General features: G+C 63.7%; 24 protein-coding genes and 1 tRNA gene. 10 read left to right on the top strand and 15 right to left on the bottom strand.

The genetic code is table 11. The features are described 5' to 3' along the window. Nucleotides 1-88: 88 nt before the first annotated feature. The 4 genes from SZ64_RS13175 (at nucleotide 89) to SZ64_RS13190 (ending at nucleotide 2,645) form a co-directional block, all read left to right on the top strand. A complete protein-coding gene (locus SZ64_RS13175) occupies nucleotides 89-856 on the top strand; it encodes a MotA/TolQ/ExbB proton channel family protein (RefSeq protein WP_054531251.1) in 768 nt (255 codons plus the stop codon). A gap of 91 nt (nucleotides 857-947) precedes the next feature. Then, nucleotides 948-1,484 carry a biopolymer transporter ExbD gene (locus SZ64_RS13180; protein ID WP_193391525.1) on the top strand — a complete coding sequence of 179 codons (537 nt, stop codon included), beginning with the start codon at nucleotides 948-950 and terminating at the stop codon, nucleotides 1,482-1,484. 24 nt (nucleotides 1,485-1,508) lie between these two features. Then, a complete protein-coding gene (locus SZ64_RS13185) occupies nucleotides 1,509-1,970 on the top strand; it encodes a biopolymer transporter ExbD (RefSeq protein WP_054531252.1) in 462 nt (153 codons plus the stop codon). Nucleotides 1,971-2,207: 237 nt separating this feature from the next. After that, nucleotides 2,208-2,645 (top strand): biopolymer transporter ExbD, encoded by a 438-nt coding sequence (locus tag SZ64_RS13190; RefSeq protein WP_054531253.1) that lies wholly within the window; start codon nucleotides 2,208-2,210, stop codon nucleotides 2,643-2,645. Here the strand turns inward: SZ64_RS13190 and SZ64_RS13195 are convergent. Then, nucleotides 2,642-5,122, bottom strand: a complete 2,481-nt coding sequence (locus SZ64_RS13195) for a ligase-associated DNA damage response DEXH box helicase (protein WP_054531254.1) — start codon at nucleotides 5,120-5,122, stop codon at nucleotides 2,642-2,644. The genes SZ64_RS13190 and SZ64_RS13195 overlap by 4 nt on opposite strands. Nucleotides 5,123-5,390: 268 nt before the next feature. Between SZ64_RS13195 and SZ64_RS13200 the strand changes: the two genes are divergently transcribed. Beyond that, entirely contained in the window at nucleotides 5,391-6,656 is a 1,266-nt protein-coding gene (locus SZ64_RS13200) for a DUF4010 domain-containing protein (RefSeq protein WP_054531255.1), read from the top strand. Here SZ64_RS13200 and SZ64_RS13205 read toward each other — a convergent pair. From SZ64_RS13205 to SZ64_RS13225, 5 genes are all read right to left on the bottom strand, one after another. Continuing rightward, nucleotides 6,653-8,257 carry a hypothetical protein gene (locus SZ64_RS13205; RefSeq protein WP_054531256.1) on the bottom strand — a complete coding sequence of 535 codons (1,605 nt, stop codon included), beginning with the start codon at nucleotides 8,255-8,257 and terminating at the stop codon, nucleotides 6,653-6,655. The genes SZ64_RS13200 and SZ64_RS13205 overlap by 4 nt on opposite strands. Further along, nucleotides 8,254-9,963: a molecular chaperone HscC gene (locus tag SZ64_RS13210; protein ID WP_054531257.1), complete on the bottom strand. Its 1,710-nt coding sequence runs from the start codon at nucleotides 9,961-9,963 to the stop codon at nucleotides 8,254-8,256. The genes SZ64_RS13205 and SZ64_RS13210 overlap by 4 nt, the downstream gene beginning before the upstream one ends. 109 nt (nucleotides 9,964-10,072) lie before the next feature. Further along, complete coding sequence (locus tag SZ64_RS13215) at nucleotides 10,073-11,476, bottom strand: phosphomannomutase/phosphoglucomutase (protein WP_054531258.1); 1,404 nt, start codon at nucleotides 11,474-11,476, stop codon at nucleotides 10,073-10,075. Between the two features lie 9 nt (nucleotides 11,477-11,485). Further along, a complete protein-coding gene (locus SZ64_RS13220) occupies nucleotides 11,486-11,773 on the bottom strand; it encodes a molecular chaperone DnaJ (RefSeq protein WP_054531259.1) in 288 nt (95 codons plus the stop codon). 4 nt (nucleotides 11,774-11,777) lie between these two features. Further along, the gene (locus SZ64_RS13225) at nucleotides 11,778-12,590 is read right to left on the bottom strand and encodes a division plane positioning ATPase MipZ (protein ID WP_054531260.1); all 813 of its coding nucleotides are present in this window, start codon (nucleotides 12,588-12,590) and stop codon (nucleotides 11,778-11,780) included. A gap of 307 nt (nucleotides 12,591-12,897) precedes the next feature. On the opposite strand from SZ64_RS13225, the gene SZ64_RS13230 reads away from it, so the two are divergent. The 4 genes from SZ64_RS13230 to SZ64_RS13245 all read left to right on the top strand — a co-directional run bounded on the left by SZ64_RS13230 (nucleotide 12,898) and on the right by SZ64_RS13245 (nucleotide 15,305). Further along, nucleotides 12,898-13,671: a CsgG/HfaB family protein gene (locus tag SZ64_RS13230; protein ID WP_054531261.1), complete on the top strand. Its 774-nt coding sequence runs from the start codon at nucleotides 12,898-12,900 to the stop codon at nucleotides 13,669-13,671. A 102-nt stretch (nucleotides 13,672-13,773) separates the two neighbouring features. Next, nucleotides 13,774-14,634, top strand: coding sequence for a pantoate--beta-alanine ligase (gene panC / locus SZ64_RS13235; RefSeq protein ID WP_054531262.1), 861 nt, complete (start codon nucleotides 13,774-13,776; stop codon nucleotides 14,632-14,634). Further along, nucleotides 14,631-15,008 (top strand): nuclear transport factor 2 family protein, encoded by a 378-nt coding sequence (locus tag SZ64_RS13240; RefSeq protein WP_054531263.1) that lies wholly within the window; start codon nucleotides 14,631-14,633, stop codon nucleotides 15,006-15,008. The genes panC and SZ64_RS13240 overlap by 4 nt, the downstream gene beginning before the upstream one ends. A 15-nt stretch (nucleotides 15,009-15,023) precedes the next feature. Next, a complete protein-coding gene (locus tag SZ64_RS13245) occupies nucleotides 15,024-15,305 on the top strand; it encodes a DUF3817 domain-containing protein (RefSeq protein ID WP_241773040.1) in 282 nt (93 codons plus the stop codon). On the opposite strand, the gene SZ64_RS13250 is transcribed toward SZ64_RS13245, so the two are convergent. From SZ64_RS13250 to pepN, 8 genes are all read right to left on the bottom strand, one after another. Beyond that, nucleotides 15,302-16,615 carry an O-antigen ligase family protein gene (locus SZ64_RS13250; protein WP_206742912.1) on the bottom strand — a complete coding sequence of 438 codons (1,314 nt, stop codon included), beginning with the start codon at nucleotides 16,613-16,615 and terminating at the stop codon, nucleotides 15,302-15,304. The two genes, SZ64_RS13245 and SZ64_RS13250, sit on opposite strands and share 4 nt — an antisense overlap. 192 nt (nucleotides 16,616-16,807) lie before the next feature. Next, nucleotides 16,808-16,881, bottom strand: a tRNA-Gly gene (locus SZ64_RS13255). 96 nt (nucleotides 16,882-16,977) lie between these two features. Continuing rightward, nucleotides 16,978-17,514 carry an adenine phosphoribosyltransferase gene (locus SZ64_RS13260; RefSeq protein ID WP_054531266.1) on the bottom strand — a complete coding sequence of 179 codons (537 nt, stop codon included), beginning with the start codon at nucleotides 17,512-17,514 and terminating at the stop codon, nucleotides 16,978-16,980. A gap of 94 nt (nucleotides 17,515-17,608) precedes the next feature. Further along, nucleotides 17,609-18,451 carry a cytochrome c1 gene (locus tag SZ64_RS13265; RefSeq protein ID WP_054531267.1) on the bottom strand — a complete coding sequence of 281 codons (843 nt, stop codon included), beginning with the start codon at nucleotides 18,449-18,451 and terminating at the stop codon, nucleotides 17,609-17,611. A 27-nt stretch (nucleotides 18,452-18,478) separates the two neighbouring features. Further along, on the bottom strand, nucleotides 18,479-19,759 hold the full coding sequence (locus tag SZ64_RS13270; RefSeq protein WP_054531268.1) for a cytochrome b/b6: 1,281 nt from the start codon (nucleotides 19,757-19,759) through the stop codon (nucleotides 18,479-18,481). A gap of 17 nt (nucleotides 19,760-19,776) precedes the next feature. Beyond that, on the bottom strand, nucleotides 19,777-20,352 hold the full coding sequence (gene petA, locus SZ64_RS13275) for a ubiquinol-cytochrome c reductase iron-sulfur subunit (protein ID WP_054531269.1): 576 nt from the start codon (nucleotides 20,350-20,352) through the stop codon (nucleotides 19,777-19,779). 209 nt (nucleotides 20,353-20,561) lie between these two features. Next, a complete protein-coding gene (pgeF, locus tag SZ64_RS13280) occupies nucleotides 20,562-21,341 on the bottom strand; it encodes a peptidoglycan editing factor PgeF (RefSeq protein ID WP_054531270.1) in 780 nt (259 codons plus the stop codon). Further along, nucleotides 21,334-23,979 carry an aminopeptidase N gene (gene pepN, locus SZ64_RS13285; protein ID WP_054532251.1) on the bottom strand — a complete coding sequence of 882 codons (2,646 nt, stop codon included), beginning with the start codon at nucleotides 23,977-23,979 and terminating at the stop codon, nucleotides 21,334-21,336. Before pepN ends, pgeF begins: the two co-directional genes overlap by 8 nt. A gap of 52 nt (nucleotides 23,980-24,031) precedes the next feature. Here pepN and SZ64_RS13290 point away from each other — a divergent pair, with 52 nt between their 5' ends. Next, the gene (locus tag SZ64_RS13290) at nucleotides 24,032-24,868 is read left to right on the top strand and encodes an epimerase (RefSeq protein WP_054531271.1); all 837 of its coding nucleotides are present in this window, start codon (nucleotides 24,032-24,034) and stop codon (nucleotides 24,866-24,868) included. Here the strand turns inward: SZ64_RS13290 and SZ64_RS13295 are convergent. After that, nucleotides 24,778-25,719: a DMT family transporter gene (locus SZ64_RS13295; RefSeq protein ID WP_054532252.1), complete on the bottom strand. Its 942-nt coding sequence runs from the start codon at nucleotides 25,717-25,719 to the stop codon at nucleotides 24,778-24,780. The two genes, SZ64_RS13290 and SZ64_RS13295, sit on opposite strands and share 91 nt — an antisense overlap. Between the last annotated feature and the right edge of the window lie 2 nt (nucleotides 25,720-25,721).

A 25,721-nucleotide genomic window follows, 5' to 3' on the forward strand; every position in this document is an offset into this window, starting at 1 on the left:
TGGGGGCGCAGCCGCGAGTGGCCATGGGGCCGCTCCGGCAGGGCGCCCGGTTTGATCCATCGCGATTTTTTTAGAGAGGACTACCCGCATGCTTATCGAATTTCTGGCTGCAGCCGCTGAAGCGGCTCCCAAGAACCACTTCGGCTTTTGGGAAGCGCTCCAACAGGGCGGTGTTATCGCCTACTCCATCTTCACCGTGCTCGTGATCATGTCTGTGGGCTCGTTCTACATCCTGATCACCAAGCTGCTCGAACAGCGCAAGATCTTCAGCGAACTGAAGGACGTGCGCACCAAGTTCTGGCAGGCCCCGTCGATCAAGGACGGCGCTGCCAAGCTGAACAAGAACGGCGCATGGCGCCAGCTGGTCGAAGACGGCCTCGCCGCTGAAGAACAGCACAACAAGATGACCGACTCGCTGGAAGCCCACGACTGGCTCCACGGTTCGCTCGCCCGTTCGGAAGCTGCGATCAATTCGAAGCTCGCCAGCGGCCTTCCCTTCCTCGCCACCGTCGGTGCTACCGCTCCGTTCGTCGGTCTGCTCGGTACCGTTATCGGTATTTACCGCGCGCTGATCGCCATCGGTCTCGCCGGTTCGGCCTCGATCGACAAGGTCGCCGGTCCGGTCGGTGAAGCCCTGATCATGACCGCCATCGGTCTGCTCGTGGCCGTTCCCGCCGTGCTTGCCTACAACTGGCTGCAGGCTCGCAACAAGCGCATCGGCGAACTGATGAGCGGTTTCTCGACCGACATCCTCGCCAACATCACGTCCAAGGGCGCGGTGAAGCCGTCGGTCGCTCCGGTCAAGGCTGCTCCGGCCAAGCCGGCTGCTCCTGCCGCTGCCGCTCCGAAGGCCTAAGGGCACCGGATCCGATTGAGTGGGGCGGGCTCCGGCATGCGGGCCGCCCGCCCCGCCCTTCCAAGGCGCAGATTGAGAGTAGGATAGTACCATGGCCATTTCGACAGGCGGTGGCGGCGACGAAAGGCCGATGTCGGACATCAACACCACGCCCCTTGTGGACGTGATGCTGGTGCTCCTGATCATCTTCCTCATCGCGGTCCCGGTCGCCATGCAGACGATCGAGAAGCTTCAGATTCCGGTTTTCGAATCGGTCGAATCTAAAGACAAGGTCGAGAACCTGCTGCTGACCGTGAGCACCACCGATGCTGCCGGCCGCAGCGCTGGCGATCCCGGCTTCGAAGGCGCCCAGCGCGCCGGCGAATGCCGCGTCTACTTCAACAACATCACTCCGGTCACCTCCCAGGAACTGTACGACCAGGCATTTGAACGTCTGGATTCGATCGTGCAGCGCGAAGGCGGCATCGAAGCGATCCGCAACGATCCGGAAAAGATCCCGCAGGTTCACATCCGTGGCGACATCAATGCGCCCTGGCGCTGTGTGGCCGGCGCGATCTACAACGTCCAGGCGGCCGGTTACCCGACCGTCGGCTTCATCTCCAACCCTGTCGATCCGAACGCGGGTTGAGAGAAAGCGCAGGAGTAATTTCCCATGGCAATGTCAGGCGGCAAAGATGATGGCTCGCCGATGATGGAAATGAACACGACGCCGTTGATCGACGTCATGCTCGTGCTCCTCATCATGCTCATCTTTACGATCCCTGTGGCGACTCATTCGGTCGATATCGACCTGCCGAGCCCCACTCCTCCGACGGACACGCCTCCGGTCGACCCGATCAAGAACAAGATCGTGCTGACCCCGAACAATGAAATCCTCTGGAACGGTCAGCCGATCAGCCAGGCGGGTCTCATTTCGAACCTGAAGGAATCGCTGACCTACACGGTTGAGCCTGAACTTCAGTTCGAACCGGAAGCGATGGCCAGCTACGATCTTTCGGCCAAGGTGCTGAACCTGATCAAGGCGTCGAAGGTCACGAAGTTCGGCTTCGTCGGTAACGAGAAGTATCGCGTATTCGGCAAGGCCGAAGGTGGCGCTGCCGCAGTCGCGAACTGAACCGAACAAGCGCCACGGCGCTGAAATGATAGAGGGGCGGGTCAAACCGCCCCTTTTTCTTTGCCCGGAAGACTCAGGCCGGAATGCGCTCCAGCCAGCCTGCACCCCAAACTCCGCTCGACATACCGAGGAGACATGCTCCCGCCACTTCCAGCCTCTCCGTACATCTGCGCATTGCCTATTGAATGTGATGGTATATCCTACCTTCTAGTTCATGCTGATACGGGAGAGGTACACATGGCTTTTGCAAGTCCGAGAGAAGCGGTGCTGCCTCTGGGCGAAATGAACACCACACCGCTGATTGACGTGATGCTGGTGCTGCTGGTGATGCTGATCTTCACCATCCCCGTCGCCACCAATTCACTGGATGTCGATCTGCCCGCACCCACTGACAAGCCCGTCACCCTCCAACCCAACCCCATAAAGAACAAGATCGCCCTGACTCCGGACGGATCGATTCTGTGGAACGGAACCCAGACCGACCGGGCAGGCCTGCGCGCCAGCCTCAAGGCGGCAAGGGAACTCTATCCCGAGCCGGAACTGCAATATGAACCCGATGCCCAGGCCAGTTATGACCTTGCCGCAAGGGTTCTGAGCGACATCAAGGCGTCGGGTGCGACCAAGTTCGGCTTTGTCGGCAATGACCGCTATCGCAGCTTCGAGAAGCAGAACTAGGCCCCCAGTCCCACTTCATCCGGATCGAGGGGATCGCCCGGCGCATCCCCTCGCATCGCTTCGTCGGCCAGATGTTCCGCCTCCATCAGCAGTGCATCATCGACCGAACCCTGCGGCAGGCTTTCTCGCCCGATCATCACCATCACCGGAACCGCCATGGGACTGACCCGATCAAGCTCAACATGGACAAGCTCGTGCTGCGCCCGCTCCAGCACCCCTGCCAGCCGTCCGACATCTGTCAGGCGGGACCGCGCATCGGCCCAGGCCGCTTCGATCAGCACATGGTCAGGCTCGTACTTTCGCAGCACATCGTAGATCAGGTCGGTCGAGAAGGTTACCTGCTTGCCCGTCTTCCGCTTGCCGGGGTGCTGCCGTTCCACCAGTCCGGAAATCACCGCCACTTCACGGAAGGCCCGGCGTAGCAAATAGGATTCCTGCACCCAGTCCACGAATTCATGCGCCAGAATGTCCGGCGAAAGCAGCGGCGCATGGTCCCTCACCGGTTTCAAGCCCCAGACGCCCAGTGAATAATCATTGGCCACGAAGCCGCCCGGCTGAAGCCCCCGCTCTTCCATGCGCCGGGTAATCAGCATCCCTAGCGACTGGTTCGCGTTCCACCCTTCGAACGTATAATAGACCGAGTAGTGCAGCTTCTCATGCGGGAAGCTTTCTACCAGCAACTTGCCCGGGCCGGGCATCTCGCTGCGCCAGTCCTGCATTTCCAGCCATTCACGTACATCGTCGGGGAAGCGCGCCCAACCGGTACGATCAGCCAGCATGGCCTGCACGCGATCCGCCAGATGCGTGGTGAGCGGCATGCGCTGGCCCATATAGGAAGGGATCGCCGCAGCCTTCTTCGCGGCGCGCACGATCAGTTCCATATCCTTGAGCTGTTCCACCTCCAGCGCCATGCCCGCGAAAGTGAAAGTATCCCCGGCAGACAGCGTGGACGCGAAATATTCCTCCACCCGCCCCAATGAGCGGCCATTGCGGAACCGCACGTCGAGCATTTCGGCATCGACGATGATGCCCGCATTCATCCGGTGCCGCTGGGCATGTTCAGGATGAGTCAGCCGCCACATTCCCTTCGGATCGCGCACGATCCGGCGGAACTTGTCATAGGCTTCCAGCGCATAGCCGCCCGTTGCCACGAAATGCAGCACGCGGCGCCATTCCTCCTCCCCCAGCCAGGCATAGGATGCGCTGGAGCGGACTTCCCTCAGCAGTTCCCCCTCGTCGAAAGGCCCGGCACAGGCGCAGGCCATCACATGCTGGGCCAGCACGTCCAGCCCGCCCGCCCGGAAGGCGTCGCCATCGCGCTGGCCCTGATCGACGGCATCCTTCGCCGCCATGGCCTCCAGAAATTCGAAGCGATTGCCCGGCACGAGGATCGCCCGACTGGAAAGGTCCAGCCGGTGATTGGCCCGCCCGATACGCTGCAACAGACGCGACGAGCCTTTGGGCGCGCCCATCTGGATCACACAATCCACATCGCCCCAGTCCACGCCCAGATCGAGGCTGGCGGTGCAAACCAGCGCACGCAGATCGCCCCGCGCCATTGCCCCTTCCACCTTGCGCCGGGCCTCTTTGGAGAGCGACCCGTGGTGGATGCCGATGGGCAGGTTGGCATCATTCGCCTCCCACAGCTTCTGGAAAATAAACTCGGCGAGGAAACGCGTGTTGGTGAAGACCAGCGTGGTGCGATTGCGGGCAATGATGTCGATCAGTTGCGGCACGGCCCACACAGCCGCATGGCCGCCCCAGGGCACGCGTTCTTCCTCGGGCAGCAGGATCTCCACCTCGGGCGGCGCGCCTGCTTCTCCTTGCACCAGTTCCACGCTGTCCAGATCGCCCCAGGGGGCAAGCCAGCCCTTGAAGGCATCCGGGTCCGCAAGCGTGGCGGATAGCGCCACGCGCTGCATTTCCGGGGCAATCGCCTGCAGCCGGGCGAGGCACAGCGCCAGCAAGTCGCCGCGCTTGCCGGTGGCGAAGGCATGCACTTCATCCACCACCACGCGCTTCACCGTGCGGAACAGTTCAAAGCTGTCCTCATAGCTGAGCAGCAGCGAGAGCGATTCCGGCGTGGTCAGCAGCACATGCGGCGGACGGCTGCGCTGGCGCTTCTTCCTGTCGGTCGGCGTATCGCCGCTGCGCGTCTCGATCTTGAGCGGCAGGCCCATCTCCTCCACCGGGGTGAGGAGATTGCGCTGCACGTCATGCGCCAGCGCCTTGAGCGGCGAGACGTAGAGCGTGTGCAACCCTTCCGGCACCGGGGCACCCGCCAGTGCGGAGGGCGCGAAATCGGCCAGAGTGGGCAGGAAGCCCGCCAGTGTCTTGCCCGCGCCCGTATCGGCCACCAGCAAGGCATGCTTGCCGCTGCGCGCCGCGCGGAACATGCCGAGCTGGTGATCGCGCACCCGCCAGCCGCGCCCGGCAAACCAAGATTCGATCTCCGGCGGGAGTGTGATGTCACTCATCAGGCGGGCTGTTTTCGGCCGAAGTTGACAAGGTTGACACTGTCCTGAGCAAAAATTCCGCCCCTCCCCCGAAAAGCGGATGCCACCCGCAAGGCAGGCGTGAACCGAAGGGGAAAATGGCGGCAGGGCATTGGAACATTTGGAGCACAAAAGCGGCGTGTAGGAAAGGGTGGCCAGCGTACACGGGCGATGCCCCGTGGCGAAACGCGCTTGCCGAAAGGCGCGGCCTGTCCGATGGATCGGGCAGGATGCAGAAACGCGGCGCATAATGACGGGCAGTCTCGATCTTTCCCACTTCATCGGGGTCGGCCTGGCGCTGGCGCTGGGCTTGCTGGTGGGCATCCAGCGTGGCTGGACCTTCCGCAACCTGCCCGATGGCGCGCGCTTTGCGGGCATACGCACCTATGGCCTGCTGGGCCTGGCCGGCGGCATGGCGGGTGTGCTCTACACCCATGCCGAAGGCCCTGCGCTGATCCTGCTGGCTGCTGCGGCCGTGCTGGTGGTTGTAGGCTATCGCCGATCCAGCAGCGGCACTCAGGTGAGCGGCACGGCCAGCATGGTGGGGCTGATCACCATTGCCAGCGGCTTCATGGCAGGCATGGGCGAGCGGCTCCTGGGCACCACTATCGCCGTGGCCATGGTAGCGCTGCTATCGCTGCGAGGGCGGCTGCACAGCTGGATCAACCACCTTGAAGAGCGCGAAGTCATGGCCATCGCGCGTTTCGCGGTGATCGCCATGGTGATCCTGCCGCTGCTGCCGGATCGCGGCTTCGGCCCATACGATGCGTGGAACCCCCGCCAGCTCTGGGCTGTGGTGGTGATGGTTTCCGGCTTTTCCTTCTGCGGTTATTTCGCGGCCAAATGGCTGGGCGCTTCACGCGGACATATCGCCACAGCGGCGGCGGGCGCGGTCGTGTCTTCCACAGCGGTTACGGCGGGCATGGCCAAGCGCATGCGCGAAGGGGCGGCCAGCCCGGCTGTGCTTTCCGCCGCGATCAGCGCGGCTTCCGTGGTGATGTATCTGCGCGTGGCCGTGCTGGTGGGCCTACTGGCACCCTTTGCCCTGCCCCATCTGGCCGTGCTGATTGCCCCCGGGGCGCTGGTCAGCCTGGCCGCCGCCGCATGGTCGATCCGCACCGCCACGCGGGCGCCGCAGGATGCCCCCGGCGAAGTGGGCGTGCGCAATCCCTTCGATCTAGGGCCGGCCCTGCTGCTGACCGTGCTGGTCATGGCGCTGACCGTGGTGGCCCATTGGGTGCTGGAAACCTTCGGCGATCAGGGGCTGGCGCTGGTGTTGGCCGTATCGGGCATCGTGGATGTCGATTCCGCCATCATCACCATGGGCAATTTGCCGCCCGGCACGCTGGAGCCGCTGGTGGCAGGCACCGTGCTGGCCATTCCGGTGACGCTGAACACCATCTTCAAGGGCGTGGTCGCCATCGGCATTGCCGGATGGAGCAAGGGCAAGCTGGGCGCACTGCCGCTGTTCGCCAGCGCGCTGGCCACAGGCCTGGCCTGGCTGGTGATCCGCTAAAGAACCCGCAGCAGGTCGCCGGGAACCTTGGCAGGCTGGCGCAGCACTTCGCCCATCAGCGCCAGATGGAAGGTACATTGGACATCGTACGATCCCTTGTGCTTCAGCGCGTCCTGCACTTCCTTGTCGCTCAGCCCGCTTGCGCGCTGGGCCGCGTCGATCACGGCGCCAGGCACAGAGGCAGACATTCCGGGCTGGCTCTGGAACCCGCTTTCCAGCTTGCGCGATTCAAGCAGTTTCACCGCCAGGGCGCGCTCCCTCTCGCGCAGTTCGGGCGGCGGCACGATGCTGGGGAACAGGCGCCCTTCCTGCAGCATGGCCATGCAGGCCTGGCTGCCACTTTTCTCTTTTGCCAAAGTGGCAAGCTCCAGCTTCAGCTGGTCGATCTGCACCAGTTCCTCGAAACCGGCTGCGCGCGACGCGCTGACCAGGCCTTCCCGTAAAGTGATCGCCAGCTCGTCGGCGGCGATTTCCTGATCGATCTCATCATCAACGCCGCGCACTTTCTGGGTGATGAGCTGCGCAATTGTGGGCGATCGTTCCGCCACCACTTCAAAGACAGTGTCCGGGCCGAACAGTTCATGGACAATGAAATTGCGCGCATCTTCGGCCGAAACGGTCTGGTTCATGGTCACGGGCGGAGCATCGAAAGGGGAGCTGTCCGTATCCTGCGAGATGCTCGCGAAGACCCTTGCGAGCATGAACAGGCCGATCATGATCGGCACCATCATGCCCCAGGCATCGCTGCGCGATTTACGTTCCCAGGAACGGACACGATCGGCGTCGAGGAACGCCTCGATCTCCGGAAAATGCTCGCGCACACCGGCAAGCAGCTTGGAAACATCGGCCGAACGCGCCGCTGAGCGTTCATACCATTTCTTCTCGCCCGGCCGTGAAAGCTCGGCCCAGGCCTTGTGCGCCCAATGGCCTTCTGCCTGCACCTTTTCGTGGAAGCGCATGCCCCGCAGCCGCGCGTTCAGGAAGGCCTGCGCCGGCCCTTCGCCCAGCATGCCGGCCTGCCGTTCCCACTCGAAAGCCTCGGCCGCCTCGATCACCAGCGGGGCAGAACGCGGCCAGGCGGATGCGAGCCGATCCGCCAGCCAGAAATCTATCGACCGCTGCAGGCTGACATCGCCTTCCAGCGCGGTGGCGACGATCTGCCGCAACAGGCCCTGTGCCGCTTCATATTCCTCGTATGTGAAGCCCTGGTCGCTTTGCTCACCGCCGGGAAAGAGCAAGTGCTGCAACAGCATGTCCGGACCCGGCTCTGCAGCCTGCGGAGGTTCCGGCTCCGCGGCAAAGGGGCCTGCATCGCCATGATGCCCCCACGCGCCGCTATAAGGCCCCTGAACGTCTTCCTCGGCCATGGCAAAGCCAAGGCCCCACTCGTCCTCCTCTTCCTCCTCCAGCGGCTCCAGAGGGGCAGACATGGACTTGGCCAGATACAGGGCATGGTCGCGCGCATCGCGCAATCGCTCATAGGCCGCCGCATCCTGATCCACATCCATCGCGCGCAGTTTGTCTGCATATGCGCGGCGGATTGCCTTGAGATCGTCTGTGGGATCGATCCCCAGTACCTTCCAGGGGCCGTGGCGGCTCATAAGGGGGAGTGGGCTTCCAGCCGGTCAAGATTGGCGCGCAGTTCTTCGCGGGCCATGCTGATCTCGCGCGGATCCTGCCGTTGCAGGGCCGAATCGAAATGCATGATCCAGTGCCCGATCTCCTCGCGAGCAAGGCCGGTAAATCCTTCATAGCAGCGCTGCGCCCGCGCCATCAGGGTGACGTTTTCCGCATCCTCGCGCGGGTGGAACTTCAGTTTCGCCAGCGACTGGCGCCGTTTCTCGAATTCCTTTGCGTCCTGCCGGTCTTCCTCGTCCACGATCACCAGATTGCGGGTGATCCCGGAATCGGGCACCGAAACGTCCACTTCCAGCAGGCCGCTGCTGTCATAGCTGAAGCGCACTTCCACCGCGACTTCCCCGCGCGGGCGGCGGGGCACGGGCACCTCGAGCTGGCCCAGCTTCACATTGTCCTTCACCAGCCGGGCTTCGCCCTGATAAATGCCCAGCTGCACCTTTTCCTGATTGTCGGAGACAGTGGAATAGATGTGCTGGCGGCTGACCGGCACAGGCACGTTGCGTTCGATGATCGGGGAGAACAGGCCCTGATGCATCTGGCCGAAGCGGTCCACTTCCGCCACATCGACGCCCAGCGTGAAGGGCGCCACATCGGTGATGCGGATTTCCTCCAGCCCGGCATCGCGCGCCAGCAGCCCGGCCTGAACCGCCGCGCCCAGTGCCACTGCATGGTCCGGGTGGACGGAGGAATCCGGGAAGCGCCCGAACATGCGGGTCAGCGCGCGCCGCACGGCGGGCATGCGCGTGGCCCCGCCGACCAGGACGATCTCGCTCAGTTCCGCCGCGTCGATGGCGCAATCGCGCAGGGCGCGGATCACCGGATCGCGCAGACGCTTCAGCAGCGGTTCGGCAGCTTGTTCAAACTCATCGGCCGCGATCCGCGCGCTGTAGATCACATCCCCGATCGTGACCGAGAATTCGGCTTCCTGCGCAGTTGAGAGCGCCCGGCGGGTGCGTTCCGCCGCCACGGTCAGCAAGGCCTCGCGCCTGTCTGCCGGAAGGCTTTCCAGCACCTGTTCCGCATCCAGACGCGGGCGCGCCAGCGTCACCAGCGCATGGTTGAAATCGTCCCCACCCAGCCGGTTGTCTCCAGCCGAGGCGCGCACTTCCACGATGCCCTCGAACATCTCCACGACCGAAACGTCGAAAGTGCCACCGCCAAGGTCGAACACCAGAAACGGTTCGCGGTCGCCGCGATCCTGCAGGCCGAAGGCCAGCGCGGCCGCCGTCGGCTCGTTGATCAGGCGGCGGACCTTCAGCCCCGCCAACTCGCCCGCGCGGCGGGTGGCCTTGCGCTGCTTGTCGTTGAAATAGGCCGGCACGGTAATCACTGCCTCTGTCGGCACTTCGCCAAAGGCATGGGCGACATCGTCGCGCAGAGAGGTGAGCACCAGCGAGGACAGGTCTTCCGCCCGGTAATCGTGCTTCTTGCCCAGGCGCACGGTGCGATCCGTGCCCATCATGCGCTTGAAGCTGGTGACGGTTTCCGCCGGGTGCGTGGGCAGCCGTTCCAGCGCCGCGCGGCCGACATAGGCCATGCCGTCACGGTCAATCGAGACGGCAGACGGCGTCAGGAATTCGCCCAGCGCATTGGGCACCAGTTCCGCCCCGCCTTCGCGCCAGACAGCCACCGCACTATTCGTTGTCCCGAGATCAATACCGATCAGCACGCCATGCCCCCTTCGCGCCCTGCATGACGCCATGAGTAGCGCGACATGGCTGCCACGCAAGCACGGTTTGCGGTTGTTTCGAGCTATTTAGGCCCGAATCGGGTCAGGATCAGTGTCCGGCCTGCGGCCCGCGTTCGAGGCCGGAAAGCTCCAGCTGCTCGTCGATCTGGGCGACAAGGCGCGCCAGCCCTTCCTCGCTGCCGCTTTCGGCGCGGGCCACCAGCACGTCCTGCGTGTTGGAGGCCCGCAGCAGCCACCAGCCATCGGGCGTGGAGACACGCACCCCGTCGGTTGCGTCCACATCCGCGCCGCTGGCGGCAAGCCGGTCCTTCACTTCCCCGATGGCACCGAACTTGCGGCTCTCATCCACCTGGAAGCGCAATTCGGGCGTGTTGATCATGTCGGGCATGGCCGAACGCAACTGCGTGACCGACTGCCCCAGCCGGGCGGAAGCAGCAATCAGCCGCACCCCGGCATAGAGGGCATCGTCAAACCCGTAATAGCCATGGGCGAAGAAGATGTGGCCGCTCATCTCGCCTGCCAGCGGGGCGCCCGTTTCCTTCATTTTGGATTTGATCAGGCTGTGGCCGGTCTTCCACATCAGTGGCTTGCCGCCGCATTGCGCCACTTTGTCGAACAGAGCGCGGCTGGCCTTTACGTCGGCGATGATCGTGGCGCCGGGCACGTCGCGCAGCAGATCCTCGGCATAGATCATCAGCAGCTGATCGCCCCAGATTACCCGGCTCTGCCCGTCCACCGCGCCGATCCGATCCCCATCGCCATCGAAGGCGATACCGAAATCGAGGTTCTTTTCCGCCACCAGTGCCTGAAGGTCCGCCAGATTTTCCGGCATGGTGGGATCGGGATGATGATTGGGAAACGTCCCGTCCACTTCGGTGTAGAGCAGGTGATGCTCGCCCGGCAGACGCGCGGCGAGCGCTTCCAGCGCAGGGCCCGCCGCACCGTTGCCGGCATCCCAGCCCACCCGCAGCGATGCAAGGGCTTCCGGGTCGATCCCGTCGAGGCCCTGCAGCATCCGCCCGACATAGGCATCCAGCACATCGCGGCTCTCGACCGTGCCGGCGCCGTCCATCCACACGCCTTCCGCCGCGATCTTGCCCAGCAGTTGGATATCGTGGCCGAAGAACGGACGGCCCTGAAAGACCATCTTGAAGCCGTTATAATTGGGGGGATTGTGGCTGCCGGTTATCTGGATTCCGCCATCCACATCCTCTGCCGAGGCTTCCGCGTAATAGAGCATCGGCGTAGGCCCCATGCCGATCCGCACCACGTCGCAGCCACTGGCAGTCAGGCCCTCCACCAGTGCCTCTTCCAGCATGGGCGAGCTGGTCCGCCCATCGTAGCCGACCGCGACCTTCTTCCCGCCCGCATCACGCAACAGCGTGGCGAAAGCGCGCCCGATGGCGCGCGCATCGGCCGCGCCCAGCGTCTCGCCGATAATGCCGCGAATATCGTATTCCCGCAGAACGGTGGGATGGAACCGGTGGCTCATGGAAAGTCCTCAGTTGCCGTCAGGCAGTTCGTCGAGCAGCAGGTCGCGCGCGGCATTGGCTTCATGCACCTGCTCGTTCGTGCCGCCGCGATCAGGATGGACCATCGCGATCAGGCGGCGATGGGCGTCGATGATCTCTTCACGCCGGGCATCCGCCCGCACGGCCAGCAGCTTGCGTGCGCGGAACACTGCCTGGCTGCGAGTGGAAGGCCCCTTCAGGAAATCCCACGGCCAGCGACCGGTCAGCGCCTTGCAGAGCGCGATCCCGATCACGGCGAAAAGGATCAGGCGCGACATGGGATCAGACCCTTTCCACGCCCCGCGCCTTCTTGGCGCTGAAAGGCAGGTTCAGCCCGGCGATCAATGTGCGCAGTTCCTGCCGGGCGACAAGATGGCTGGTCCCCAGCTCGCCCAGATGCCCCTTGTCGAGCAGGGTGAGGCCGGAAGGGAACAATTCGCGATAGATCACACGTTCCGAAAGGCCCTGTGCGATGCGGAAGCCGACGCGCTTGGAAAGTTCGTTCAGCGCATCGTCGATACGCTTCTGGTTGCGTGCTTCCTGCTTCTGCGTGCGGTTGCGCACCACCACCCAGTCCATCTCACGGCGCTGGTCGCGGATCGTGGCCATGGCGCGCTTCTTGCGCGTTTCCCAGATCAGCTCGGCATAGAAGCTCAGCCGCTTGACCTTGAAGTTTTCCGCATCGACCTGGCCGATCAGGTCGAAATCGACAAAGCTGTCATTCAGCGGGGTCACCAGCGTATCCGCGCCGGTGGCGACGTGGCGGGCAAACACATCGTCGCGGCCGGGCGTATCGAAGATCAGGAAATCGCAGCCCTCGCCGGTTTCTTGCGCCAGCAGATCCAGTTCTTCCACCGTTTCGCCAGTGAATACCCCAAAGCGGGCATTGGGCAGGCTGATGCCGCGGCGCTTTTCCGTATCGGCGCGATTTTCAAGATAGCGGAACAGGGTGCGCTGGCGCGGATCGAGATCCAGCGCGGCGACCTTCGCACCCTGATAGGCCAGCGCGATCGCCACATGCACGGCAGTGGTGGACTTGCCGGTGCCTCCCTTTTCGTTGGCAAAAACGATACGGTGAGGGGCGTTGGCAGGCACGGTCTGGCTGGTCTCTCGCTATTGCTGGCAATGGCCCATGGCCAGCGGCCGGGCACTCACAGGCTATTATCCAACGCAAAGTTGCGAGGCAATTGCACTATCCCCAATCTTGGCCTCTTCGTTCGCTCCGGTGCGGTTCGGATTGCACTATTGCGGGGCAAAAAGCGCGGTAAACCGCGAAAGTAACTGCCTATGTATCTTTCCGTTGCCGGTCAGGCGCGCTAAGGTGCCTGCCATTCCGGGAAAGGATGACGGGACGCCACCCAGGAACCTCGACATTGATAGTCAAGTTTTAGGGAGCGATTCCATGAGGAAGTTGATCGCCGGCGTCATGGCGTCGGCACTTGTGCTGGGTATGGCCCCGGCTCCGGCCTTCGCGAAGGAAAAGGACAAGTCCTCCGCGCGCAAGGATCAGGAAAAGGGCACCAATGAAATTCCGCGCTGCACCCGCAAGCTGGGTACGCTGGCCATCGTCGAGCCTGACGATCAGTGGTGGCGCGAATATAATCTGGGCAGCCCGGAAGCGATCATCCGCATCTTCGTGCAGCGTTCCGGCTGCTTCACGCTGGTGAACCGCGGCGGCGCGATGCAGAGCCGCAACATGGAACGGGCACTGGCCGATTCCGGCGAACTGCAGGAAGGCTCCAACCTCGGCAAGGGCCAGGTGAAAGCGGCAGATTACTTCCTCCAGCCCGACATCATCTCCACCAACAACAATTCCGGCGGCGGCAAGGTGCTGGGCGGCCTTGGCGGCCTGTTCGGCGGCACGGTCGGCGCGATTGCCGGCGGCATTTCGGTGAAGAAGGGCGAAGCAAACGTCACCCTTTCGCTGGTCGATGCCCGCACCACGGAAGAAGTGGCACTTGAAGAAGGCTATTTCCGCAAGAAGGATCTCAGCTGGGGCGCAGGCGGCGGCCTGTTCTCGGGCGGCGTGTTCGGCGGCGCCGGTGCCGGTGGCTACCAGAACACCGAGATCGGCCAGATCATCGTGCTTGCCTATCTGGATGCCTATACCAAGCTGATCGACCAGCTTGGCGGCCTGCCTGAAGATGCCTCGGCCGCCGCGCCGGAAGCCCAGTAAGCTTCAAGGCACTGGTGACATACAGGGGGCGGGCCGCAAGGTTCCGCCCCCTTTGCTTTTGGCGTCTTGCTTTCAGAGCATTTGCACCCGATGTGACCGCCCATGAAAGCCGTCTCCACGATAGGCGACCTGCGGGATGCAGTCGCACAGCTCCGCAATGCCGGCCCGGTCGCGCTGGTGCCCACCATGGGTGCACTGCATGATGGGCACCTCACTCTGGTGCGCCGCGCGCGGGAGCTGGCGCCGTCGGTCGTGGTGTCGATCTTCGTCAATCCCACCCAGTTCGGCCCGAACGAGGATTTGGGCGCCTATCCCCGCCAGCTGGAGGAAGATGCCCGCCTGCTTGAAGCGGAAGGCGTGGCACTACTCTGGGCACCCTCCGTGGACGAAATGTATCCTTCCGGTTTTGCTACGACCATTTCGGTCAGCGGAGTGAGCGAGGGCCTGTGCGGCGCCGCGCGGCCCGGCCATTTCGATGGGGTCGCAACCGTGGTGGCAAAACTGTTCAACCAGGTGCAGCCCGACATTGCCCTGTTTGGCGAGAAGGACTGGCAACAGCTGGCCGTAATCCGGCGCATGGCGAGCGATCTCGATCTTACGCTGCCTCAGCTTGGCAATATCGTGGGGGTTCCCACCGTGCGCGAGGCCGACGGGCTCGCCCTGAGCAGCCGCAACCGATACCTCTCGGGCGAGGAACGCGCCGCCGCCGCCGCGCTGCCCCGCGCGATGAAGGCCGCGATCACCCGGATCGAACAGGGCGCGGATGTACCCGCCACACTTGCCGCGCTGGAGACGGAACTGGTCGAAGCCGGTTTCACCTCCGTCGACTATGCCACCCTTGCCGATGCAGCGAGGCTTGAGCCGCTGGCCGCCTTGGGCAATGCTGCGGCACGGCTTCTGGTCGCCGCGCGGATTGGTGGCACGCGGCTGATCGACAATATGCCGGTGGGGGAGGCAGTGTGACCGAAGAGGATTTCCGCAGCTATGTCGCCGCGTTCAACGCGAGTGATTTCGACGGGTTCGGCCATTTCTATGCCGACGACGTAATCTTCGAACTGGGCGGCATGAAGCGGATCGACGGGCGCGAGGCCATTCTGGACTTCTACCGCGAGGTGAAGGCCCGCATCACCGAGATCGTCACGCCGCTGGACGTGATCGTCACCCCCACGCGCATCGCCATGCATTGCCGCACCACCTTCGAGACGTTCAGGGACTGGCCGGATTGCGAAATCTGGCCGACCCGCGCCGGGGACAAGCGCGTGGTGGAAACCATCGCCATGTATGAAGTGGACGGCGATCATTTCACCCATATTCGCGGTGCGCGTTTCAAGCCTTAAGGAAAGGCCATTCCCTTGCTTCGATTGTTCCGCATGGTCGCGCTGGCCGAAGGCGTCAGCACGCTGCTGCTGTTCCTGGTGGCGATGCCGCTGAAATATATGTTCGACCAGCCCGGCCTGATCCGCCCGGTCGGCTGGGCGCATGGCGTATTGTTCCTGTCCTATATCGTGGCGATGGTGCCGGGCCTGTGGGGCAGGAAGGCGGGGCTGCTCGGCTGGCTGCGCACTTTCATCGCGGCGCTGTTTCCCTTCGGCACCTTTCTCAATGACGGGTTCCTGAAGCGCCTTGAACGTTAGGGGCGATCTTGCCGGTCGCGCGGCGGCCTTGCCAGCATGGCCACGGCCAGCGCGGCAAGGCAGGCCAGCGACAGGGACCGCAGCGGATAATCGACGAGCGAATGCGCCGCGATCACCGCGAGCACGGCCATGCCGAAAGCGATCTGGACCCGGTCCTGCCGTTCCCTGCGCCAGGCGCGAACGGCCATGAACAGCACCAGCAGAGCCGTCAGGGCCAAGGCGGCGATCCCGAAAACGCCCGCTTCGAGCGCCAACTCGAGATAATCATTATGGGCCCGGTTGGGCATGCCCGCATCGACAGCCTCAAGCGGTTCCAGCGCGACAAATGTGGGAACGAAAGTGCCCATGCCCGATCCGAAGGGCCAATATTGACAGACGGCGTAGAGCGTATCGCGCCATAGCCCTTCGCGCCCATCGCCTGCGATCCGGTCGAACCGCCCTGCCACCTGCTGCAACGCCAGATTATGCCGCAGCAGGAATAAGCCCCCAAGGATGACTGCAAGGGCACCCCCGGCGATTACCGGCAAGCGCCGGTTCCACGCCTTGCGCGGATCGAGCGCAAGGATAGCCCATGCCGCGATCCCGACCGGCAGGATCAGCGCAATGCCCGTGCGCGACGCTGTGAAAATGCTGGCAAGCACGAGCAGCAGGGCAGCGCCTGCGAGCCACCAGACCCGCTGTCCGGCAGCCTCCCGCTTCGGCTGGCCTTTTTCCGACTGGTGCCCTGCCGCATATGCGGCAAGCGCCAGCATCCCGATCAGCAGTATGTCGGCAGTCGCGTTGCGGTTGGCCTGAAAGCCGACCAGAGTGGCGTGGCTGGCGCTGTAGAACCGAAAGGCCCGCCCGCCTGCACTGATCTGGAATGCGCCGATCAACGCGGATGCGAGCGCCATCAGCAGGATAGCGGCCAGCAATATGCGGCGTTGCCGGCGCTGGAGCGCGCCAGCCATCAGCATCAGCGTAAGGGGCGGGACCAGGGATAGCAGGCTGGCCAGCGTGCGCGGCGGCGACATGGAAAGCGGGCGCCAGCTGTCCTCCTCTCCAACCAGAGCAAGCGCGGCAGCCTGCGCCTCTCGGCCCGGCAGTGCCTGCCAAATATCCGGCGGAAGCGGCACGAGCTGCAAGGCAGGAACAGCGATGGCGAGCGCCGCGATGGTCCATAGAGCAGGGTCAGTTGGCAGGCGGACCGGGCCAGGCAACCATATCCATGCCAGCATGGTCAGGCCCGCAAGCAGTTCGAGGGAGAGTTCCGGCAGCGGGCTGGGCGTGCCGCCACCGCCCAGCAGGAACGCCATGATCAGCAGAATCACGGCGGGCGTCAAATGGTGCCGGGACGGATCGAGAGCCTGAAAGAGCCGCGTCAAAACCTCGCACCCCATGATTGCTCGGAAACGTCAGCCATCAACGCATAGTCCGCCCTAACAGAGCGTCAACGCATGACGATGGTTTTCGCGGTGAAGCGATTCACTGCTTCGATCAGGGGCGGAAATTCTGGAAAAGGCTGGAGCGGGTAGCGGGAATCGAACCCGCCTAACTAGCTTGGAAGGCTAGGGCTTTACCACTAAGCTATACCCGCCCGTTCCAGTGGCGCTGCACTGCCATTGCGGGGTATGTTCAGTCAATAGCGGCGTTTGCAGGGCGACCATTCCTGCAGGTCCGCAATCAGTGCAGGTCAGTGACCTTCGAATTCCATCAGCGCTTCGACTTCGATGCCGTTGTCGCGCAGCAATTGCGCCCCGCCCAGTTCGGGCAGATCGATCACAAACAGGGCACGGTCCACCACGGCACCGGCCTGGCGCAGCAGCCTGGCGGCGGCCAGCGCGGTGCCGCCGGTTGCGATCAGATCATCCACGATGATTACCGGTTCACCCGGCTGGATCAGCGTTGGATCGATCTCGAGCCGAGCCTCGCCATATTCCAGCGCATAGTCGATGCCGATGGTCGGCACCGGCAGTTTGCCGGCCTTGCGCACGGGCACGAAGCCCAGCATCAGTAAGGAAGCCACGGCGGCGCCAAAGATGAAACCACGCGCCTCAAGCCCTGCAATGGCGCCTGCTCCAACCGCATTGGCGCGCTTGGCGATATGCTCCACCGAGGCTGTCAGGCCCTTGCCGTCCGCCAGTAGGGTGGTGATGTCCCGGAACAGGATTCCTTCCTTGGGGAAGTCCGGCACGGTGCGGATCAGGGACTTGAGTTCATCGGTCGTCATGCAAATCCCCTTCGGGCGCTGGCGGGCCAAATAAAACGCCCCTCGCATCAGGGGATGGAGGGGCGTTCGGATATTCAGTTCTGTCTTACCGGACTCAGTGCTTGGCTTTCTTCTCAGCCCAGATGTTCCGGTAGGCAAGATAGGCAAGCACGGTGGCGAAGAGCAGGAAGCCCAGCACCGGCCAGCCGGTCTGCTTGCGCTTGTCGAGAGTTGGTTCGGCCGTCCAGGTAAGGAAAGCAGAGACGTCCTTGGCCATGGCATCGACCGTGTCGGGCGAGCCGTCAGCAAAGGTGACCTGACCATCCGTCAGCGGCGGAGCCATCGCGAGGTTGAGGTTCGCGAAATACGGATTGTAGTGCAGGCCGTTCGGCGTCTTGGAATCCGGGAACTTCTTGATCAGTTCCGCAGGCTGGTTCTGGAAGCCGGTCAGCAGCGAATAGACATAGGCAGCACCGTCATGACGGGCCTTGGTCATCAGCGAGAGATCCGGCGGAACCGCATTGTTATTGGCAGCGCGCGCGGCGATGTCGTTCGGATAGGGCGACGGGAAGAAGTCCGTCGGCAGACCCGGACGAGTGGTCGCCTCGCCGGTGTTCGGGTCAACGCCCGGCACCTGCTTGCTGGCGGCAATCGCCTTCACTTCGGCTTCGGTATAGCCCAGCTGCTCAAGATCGCGGAACGCGACATACTTGAGCGAGTGGCAGGCCGAGCAGACTTCGCTGTAGACCTGGAAGCCGCGCTGGAGCTGCTGCTTGTCGAAACGGCCGAAGGGGCCATCGCTGGCAAGGTGCAGTTCCTTGGGCGTCTTGTGGAACTCGTGTTCGGCGGTCGGCGCGGCCGGCTCGGTGATCGCGGTGTAAGCGCCGCTGACGAATGCAGCGAGCACGGACAGCACGAAGAACAGGCCGACGGCGACGGATGCGATGAGGCGGTTCATGTGTCGTTTTCCCTCGGGACTGTTCGCTTAGCTCTTCGCAGCCAGCTTCGCATCGTCATCCGATCCGAGCACCGCCTCGGTGATCGAGAAGGGCAGCGGCTTGGGCTTTTCCATCAAAGCGACAAGCGGAAGAACGATGAGGAAGTGGAGGAAGTAGTAGGCCGTGGCGATCTGGCTCATCATCACATAGGGCTCTGCAGCCGGCGCGCCGCCGCAATAGAACAGCACGGCCATGTCGATGACGAGGATCCAGAAGAACTTCTTGAACACCGGGCGGTAGTGGCCCGAGCGCACCGGCGAGTTGTCCAGCCAGGGCAGGAAGAACCACACCAGGATCGCCGCGAACATCGCCAGCACGCCCATCAGCTTTGCGGGAATGAAGAAGATGTCGAAGGTGAAGGCGCGCAGGATCGCGTAGAACGGCCAGAAGTACCATTCGGGCACGATGTGCGCCGGCGTGGAGAGCGGGTTCGCCGGGATATAATTATCCGGGTGGCCCAGCTGGTTCGGCATGAAGAACAGGAAGGCGCAATAGATCAGCAGGAACACGCCCAGCCCGAAACCGTCCTTCGCCGTGTAATACGGGTGGAAGGGCACGGTGTCGCTTTCGCTCTTCACTTCTACGCCCGTGGGGTTCGACGAACCCGGGATGTGGAGCGCCCAGATGTGCAGGATCACGACGCCCGCGATCACGAAGGGCAGCAGGAAGTGCAGCGAGAAGAAGCGGTTCAGCGCGGCATTGTCAGGGGCGAAGCCGCCCAGCAGCCAGGTCTGCAGCGGTTCGCCGACGACCGGAATCGCGCCGAACAGGCCGGTGATCACCTTGGCGCCCCAGAAGCTCATCTGGCCCCAGGGAAGCACGTAGCCCATGAAGGCCGTGGCCATCATCAGCAGGAAGATCACGACGCCCAGCAGCCAGATCATTTCGCGCGGCGCCTTGTAGGAGCCGAAATAGAAACCGCGGAAGATGTGGAGATAGACGACCACGAAGAAGGCCGAGGCCCCGTTCGCGTGCGCATAACGCAGCATCCAGCCCCAGTTGACGTCGCGCATGATGTGCTCGGTCGAGGCGAAGGCAACGCCCGCATTGGCTGCATAATGCATCGCCAGGATCACGCCCGTGACGATCTGCAGCATGAGGCAGAAGCCGGCGAGAACGCCGAAGTTCCACATGTAGTTGAGGTTGCGCGGAACCGGATAGCCGGCACCGACTGCATTATAGACGAGACGCGGCAAAGGCAGCTTCTCGTCCATCCACTTCATCACGGGATGCGACGGGGTGTAATGGTTTGCCCAGGGAAAGCTCATGATCTCTCTCTTTCGCCTCAGCCGATCTTCACGACAGTGTCGGAGGTGAATTCATATTCCGGCACTTCCAGATTCTTGGGAGCCGGACCTTTGCGGATGCGAGCCGCGGTATCGTAGTGCGAACCGTGACAGGGGCAGAAATAGCCGCCAAACTCGCCCTTCACTTCGCCTTCAGCGGCGCCCAGCGGCACACAGCCGAGGTGGGTGCAGACACCCATGGTGATGAGCCAGTTTTCCTTGCCCGGCTTGGTACGCTCGTCAAGCGTCTGGGGATCGCGCAGGCTTGCGGTGTCGACCGCATTTGCCTCGGCGATTTCCTTCGCCGTGAGGTTACGGATGAAAAGCGGCTGCTTGCGGAAAATCGCCTTGATCGCCTGACCCGGCTGGATCGCGCTGACGTCGACCTCGGTCGAGCTTTCTGCCAGCACGTCCTTCGACGGAGCCATCTGGCTGATCAGGGGAACGAGCGTTGCGATGCCGCCCACGCCAGCGGCACCGACTGCCGCGATATTGATGAAGTCCCGGCGCCGGATGCCTTCACCTTCCGTCCCGGCGATCGTTGCCGGGTCTGCGGTGCCAGTCGTATCTGCCATCAACCTTGCCTTGCCTGTCGGCCGTACCGGCGGAGCTTACCGCCGGCAAAGCCGGGAAAATCAACAAAAGTCGCGCGTTCAGGAAGCCCCCGCCGCAAGCGTTGGGCACAGGTCTAGCGCCTGCTGCCAATGCCGACTTGGGCGGGCTGATAGACGAGAGGCGCCCCTATGCCAACAGGCATTTTGGCGGTTTTGCGACCCTCTTGCAGCTAGATCGAAAAAGGTAGGCCGATCAGCGAGAATTGGCGCCCGTAATTGGGCTCTGCGCGATGGGTGGAGCGGCGGAAGGAGAAGAAGCGCTCTTCCAGCGCATAAGTATCGAGGCCCAGCCCCTCCACCTGCCCGATACCGGCAGCCTCAAGCCTGGCCGCAACATAGGATTCCAGGGCGAACTGGAAGTGGCCTAGCATACCGGAAACGAAGAAGCGCGAATCCTGCGGAGTGAAGTTGGCTCGGAAATCCTCGCCCACTTCGTAGCTTGCCTGCGCGATGCAAGGGCCGATGGCTGCCGCGATGCGATCCCGCCGGGCGCCCAGCGCCTCCATTGCCTCGATCGTCGCTTCGGCCACCCCACCATGCGCGCCGCGCCATCCGGCATGGGCCGCGCCGATCACCCCCACTTCGCGATCCGCGAAGAGAATCGGGGCACAATCCGCCGTGACGATGCCGATCAGCGTACCGGGACGGGCCGTGACTAGCGCATCGGCAGTGGGCCGCCGGGTATCGTCCCACGGTTCCTCGACCGTCACGCAGATGGCCGAATGGACCTGGTGGACGGCCACCAGCGGCGCACCGGGCAAGACGGCTTCGCCCGCGCGGTGCCGATTCTGTGCCACAGCCTCCGGATCGTCCCCCGCGCCGAAGCCCACGTTCAGCCCGGCGACCAGCCCGGTGGAGACCCCGCCCCGACGCCCCAGAAAGCCGTGTGGAAGGCCCTCCAGCACTCCGGCGCGGTTCACCTCCACGGCTTCGGGCGCGGAATCAGCCAAGGCTTTTCGTCACCTGCTCGTAAGTATCGGCCGAAAGATTCGGCGAGGCCGCGATCCGTTCCAGTTCGCCGCGCATCATCTCCGCCCGCTTCGGTTCGATCCGGCGCCAGCGGCCCAGCGGCGGAACGAAACGCGCCGCCGTCTGTGCATTGAGCGGGTCGAGTGCGAGAATCAGGTCCGCGATCATGCGATAGCCCTCGCCATCCGCCGCGTGGAACGCATGCGGATTCACTGCGAAGGCCATATAGAGCGAGCGCACACGGTTCGGATTCTTGAGCGTGAAGTCCTGGTGCTGTGCCAGCGCCTTCACATGTTCGAGCGCCTGCGGGTGGAGCGACTGCGCCTGCAGCGAGAACCACTTGTCGATCACCAGCGCATTGCCGGCGTAACGCGCGTGGAAATCGGCCAGCAATTCTGACCGCACATTTGCACTTTGGGGCGTTTCCAGCCCGGCCAGCACCATCAGCGCACCCTGCCGGTCGGTCATATTGTCCGCCGCGCGATATTGTGCCGCCGCCAGTTCGGCTGCCTTTTCGGGCGCGGCGGCCGCAAGATAGACCAGCGCCTGCGTCTTCACCTTGCGCGCACCGCGTGCCTCGGCCTCGAGGCTGTAGGGCACGGCAGAGGCGCGGGCGTGGAGCGCAGTGAGTTCCGCCTCCAGCTGAGCGCCGAGCCAGGCCTTCAGCCCTTCCCGCTCGCCATGGACGGCAGCCGGATCGGAAACCAGCATCTGTTCGGAAAGATAGGTCTGGCTGGGCAGCAGCATCAATTCGCCGCGCATCAGATCGTCCAGCGCCGAATCGGTGAGGACGGCTTTCAGCGCAGTGGCAATCGCTTCGCGCCCGGCCGCGCGCGCCGCATCGTCCAGCGTACCGCCCAGAACCGCGGTGAGGTGGCCCACGGTAAGTTCCTGCATCGCCTCATAGCGAGCGAAGGGATCGTCATCCTGCGCGGCAAGGAAGACGAGATCGTCATGGCTCATTTCGCGCTCGATCGAAACCGGGGCGGAAAAGCCGCGATTGATCGACAGCACCGGCGCTTCGCTGAAACCGCTGAAAGTGAAGCTGGCCTGCGCATCTTTCAGCACCACCAGTTCCTCGCCCCGATGAGCGCCGCTTGCCCGGTCGAACAGAGCCAGGCGCAGCGGGATAACCATCGGCTGCTTCACCTTCTGGCCGGGCGTGGCGGGCACGATCTGGCTGAGGTGCAGCGTGGAAGTATCGCCCGCATGGTCCAGCCGCACCGTCACCTTGGGCGTGCCGGCCTGCGAATACCAGAGGCGGAACTGCGCGAGGTCCAGCCCGGCGCCTTCCTCGATCGCCTTGACGAAATCCTCGCAGGTCGCGGCTTCGCCATCGTGGCGGTCGAAATAGAGGTCGCTGCCCTGCCGGAACCGTTCCGGCCCCGCCATGGTGCGCATCATGCGGATGACTTCCGCGCCCTTGTTATAGACGGTGGCGGTGTAGAAATTAGAGATTTCCTGATAGGAATCCGGTCGGATCGGGTGCGCCAGCGGGCCGGAATCCTCCGGGAACTGGGCCGCGCGCAGCACGCGCACATCCTCGATCCGCTTCACCGCCTCGGAACCCATGTCCTGGCTGAAAAGCTGGTCGCGCAGCACGGTGAAGCCCTCTTTCAGCGAGAGCTGGAACCAGTCGCGGCAGGTCACGCGATTGCCCGACCAATTATGGAAATATTCGTGGGCGATCACGCTTTCGATGCCGTCATAATCGGCGTCGGTCGCGGTTTCGGGGTCTGCCAGCACATAGCGCGTGTTGAAGACGTTGAGGCCCTTGTTCTCCATCGCGCCCATGTTGAAATCGCTGACGGCGACGATGTTGAACAGGTCTAGATCATATTCGCGGCCGAAGACCTGCTCGTCCCACTTCATGCTCTTGATGAGGGAGCGCATGGCATGATCCGTCCGGTCGAGATCACCGGGGCGAACCCAGATATTCAGTTCGACTTCGCGCCCGCTCATGGTGGTGAAGCTGCTGCGATTGGAAACCAGATCGCCCGCCACCAACGCGAAGAGATAGCAGGGCTTGGGCCAGGGATCGTGCCATTCGGCCCAATGGGTGCCATCCGCATTCTCGCCTGCGGCTTCGCGGTTGCCGTTGGAAAGCAGCACGGGAAAAGCGGCCTTTTCCCCCGCCATGCGCACGCGATAGGTGCTGAGCACGTCCGGACGGTCGGGGAAAAAGGTGATGCGGCGGAAGCCTTCCGCCTCGCACTGGGTGCACAGCATGCCGTTTGAAGCATAGAGGCCCATCAGCTGAGTGTTCTGTGCGGGATCGATCTCGGTGACGATTTCCAGCGAGTGCGCGTCGCCCGGCAGGGCGATCAGCAGGTCGCCGCGTTCCAGCCGCCAGCTGTTCACTGCCTCGCCATCCACCCGGACTTCCAGAGGAGCAAGCCCGTCGCCATTCAGGCGGATCGTCCCATCATTTGCCGCCGCGGGATTGGCCGCCACTTTCAGCGTAGCCTGCACCCGGGTCTTTTCCAGGCCCAGCGCGAAATCCAGCGCCACTTCCGGCACCAGCCATGCGGGCGGAACATATTCCTCGCGCAGGACGACAATGGGGGCATGGGGCGTTTCGGCCGCGTCGGCCATCTCGGGATTGGTCACGATATCCATGGCTTTGCACTTAAGTACTTTGCAGGCCGCATCCAATGGGTAGATTGGCGCCATGGCCCATTTCCTGATCTTCGGCCTTGGGTACACGGCCGGCTATATCGCCAGCGACCTGCGAGCGCAGGGCTGGCAGGTCGATGCGACAGGCAGCAGGGGCAATATCGCCTTCGATGACGAGCAGGCCGTGCACGATGCGCTGGACCTTGCCAGCCACGTGATCTCTTCCGTTCCGCCCGATCCCGCCACCGGCCTCGATCCGGTGCTGGAACGCTATGGCGCGGCGCTGGCAGGCCGCTGGCTGGGCTATCTGTCCTCCACCGGCGTCTATGGCGATACGGGCGGGGCGTGGATCGACGAGGACGCACCCACGGGCGGCGGCAGGCGCACGGCGCGGGCCGCAATCGACGCGCGCTGGCTGGAACTGGGCGCCCATGTCTTCCGCCTGCCCGGTATCTACGGGCCGGGCCGCAGCGCGCTGGACCGGGTGCGCGAAGGCAAGGCGCGGCGGATCGACGTGCCGGGGCAAGTGTTCAGCCGGGTACATGTGGCGGACATCGCCAGCGGTGTCGTGAAGGCAGTGAATGCGCCCGCCGGGGCCTATAATCTGGCTGACGATTATCCCTGTTCGCAGAACGAAGTGATCGAGGAAGCCTGCCGCCTGCTGGGTTCCCCCCTACCGCCGCTGGTTGCGCTGGAGGATGCCGGCCTTAGTGATCAAGCCCTTGCTTTCTATACGGAAAACCGCCGGATTTCGAATGGCAAGGCCAAGCGGATACTTGGTTGGAAGCCCACCTATCCCACTTATCGCGAGGGGCTGCGCGCCCTTAATGCCAGCACCATGCCCAGCAATGCCAGCACCGCTCCGGCCACCGAAAGCAGTGACCAGCGATAGCCTTCCGCCAGGGTGGAAATCAGCATGGCGACGATGGGCACCACCACGCCATTATAGGCTGCGCGACCCGGCCCAAGCGCGCGTATCAGGCTGAAATACAAGGGAAACGTGACGACAGAACCCATGATTCCGAGATACAGCACACTGGCGACATAACGGGCACTCAAGGGGAGCACAGGGGGGCCTGAAAGCACCCAGGCGACGCAGAAATCGCCCAGTGCGCCCCATAGCAGCGCCCAGAACAACATGGCGAGAATCGGTTGCCGCCGCGCCACCTGTCCGGCCTGCATCACATTGGCCGCCGATGCCGCGAGGATGGAAGCGCAGGCAAGCGCAATGCCGGTGACGACCGCACCGCCCGCAAGCCCGCCAGCCAGAGAGGCCACGCGCGCTTCATGCAGCAGCAGCAGGCCGATGCCCGCCAGCGCCACGGCGGTTCCCGCAACGAAACGCCCCGAAACCCTGATGCCCAGGAAGACGCGCCCCAGCAGCGCATTGGGCAGCATCAGCATGGCGAACATTACCGCGACGATGCCCGATGTGAGATAGGCCTCTGCCCGGTAGAGCAGATTGAAGTTGAGGCAGAACTGGGTCAGCCCGAACAGCGCCGCCACCACATGGCCTTCGCGGCTCATGCGGAAGCTCTGCCGCCGCGCCAGCACCAGCACGCCCATGCCGATGGCCGCCACGATGAACCGCCAGGTGACGGACCAGCTTGGCGGCGCGGCGTGGAGCTGATCCTTGATCGCGAACCATGTCGCGCCCCAGATCAGGGCCGTGAGGGTGAAGGGAATGACGATGGCGGGCCGCAGCAGGGTTTGCGCAGTGCCCTCGGCAGGTGCCTCGCTCACAG

Origin of the sequence: Erythrobacter sp. SG61-1L (assembly GCF_001305965.1) — a bacterium.
Lineage (GTDB): Bacteria > Pseudomonadota > Alphaproteobacteria > Sphingomonadales > Sphingomonadaceae > Andeanibacterium.

What these genes read in the sequence shown, in the direction of transcription:
- SZ64_RS13175 (WP_054531251.1), top strand. Translation starts at nt 89, where the DNA reads ATGCTTATCGAATTTCTGGCTGCAGCCGCTGAAGCGGCTCCCAAGAAC.
- SZ64_RS13180 (WP_193391525.1), top strand. Translation starts at nt 948, where the DNA reads ATGGCCATTTCGACAGGCGGTGGCGGCGACGAAAGGCCGATGTCGGAC.
- SZ64_RS13185 (WP_054531252.1), top strand. Translation starts at nt 1,509, where the DNA reads ATGGCAATGTCAGGCGGCAAAGATGATGGCTCGCCGATGATGGAAATG.
- SZ64_RS13190 (WP_054531253.1), top strand. Translation starts at nt 2,208, where the DNA reads ATGGCTTTTGCAAGTCCGAGAGAAGCGGTGCTGCCTCTGGGCGAAATG.
- SZ64_RS13195 (WP_054531254.1), bottom strand. Translation starts at nt 5,122, where the DNA reads ATGAGTGACATCACACTCCCGCCGGAGATCGAATCTTGGTTTGCCGGG.
- SZ64_RS13200 (WP_054531255.1), top strand. Translation starts at nt 5,391, where the DNA reads ATGACGGGCAGTCTCGATCTTTCCCACTTCATCGGGGTCGGCCTGGCG.
- SZ64_RS13205 (WP_054531256.1), bottom strand. Translation starts at nt 8,257, where the DNA reads ATGAGCCGCCACGGCCCCTGGAAGGTACTGGGGATCGATCCCACAGAC.
- SZ64_RS13215 (WP_054531258.1), bottom strand. Translation starts at nt 11,476, where the DNA reads ATGAGCCACCGGTTCCATCCCACCGTTCTGCGGGAATACGATATTCGC.
- SZ64_RS13220 (WP_054531259.1), bottom strand. Translation starts at nt 11,773, where the DNA reads ATGTCGCGCCTGATCCTTTTCGCCGTGATCGGGATCGCGCTCTGCAAG.
- SZ64_RS13230 (WP_054531261.1), top strand. Translation starts at nt 12,898, where the DNA reads ATGAGGAAGTTGATCGCCGGCGTCATGGCGTCGGCACTTGTGCTGGGT.
- panC (WP_054531262.1), top strand. Translation starts at nt 13,774, where the DNA reads ATGAAAGCCGTCTCCACGATAGGCGACCTGCGGGATGCAGTCGCACAG.
- SZ64_RS13260 (WP_054531266.1), bottom strand. Translation starts at nt 17,514, where the DNA reads ATGACGACCGATGAACTCAAGTCCCTGATCCGCACCGTGCCGGACTTC.
- SZ64_RS13265 (WP_054531267.1), bottom strand. Translation starts at nt 18,451, where the DNA reads ATGAACCGCCTCATCGCATCCGTCGCCGTCGGCCTGTTCTTCGTGCTG.
- SZ64_RS13270 (WP_054531268.1), bottom strand. Translation starts at nt 19,759, where the DNA reads ATGAGCTTTCCCTGGGCAAACCATTACACCCCGTCGCATCCCGTGATG.
- petA (WP_054531269.1), bottom strand. Translation starts at nt 20,352, where the DNA reads ATGGCAGATACGACTGGCACCGCAGACCCGGCAACGATCGCCGGGACG.
- pepN (WP_054532251.1), bottom strand. Translation starts at nt 23,979, where the DNA reads ATGGATATCGTGACCAATCCCGAGATGGCCGACGCGGCCGAAACGCCC.
- SZ64_RS13290 (WP_054531271.1), top strand. Translation starts at nt 24,032, where the DNA reads ATGGCCCATTTCCTGATCTTCGGCCTTGGGTACACGGCCGGCTATATC.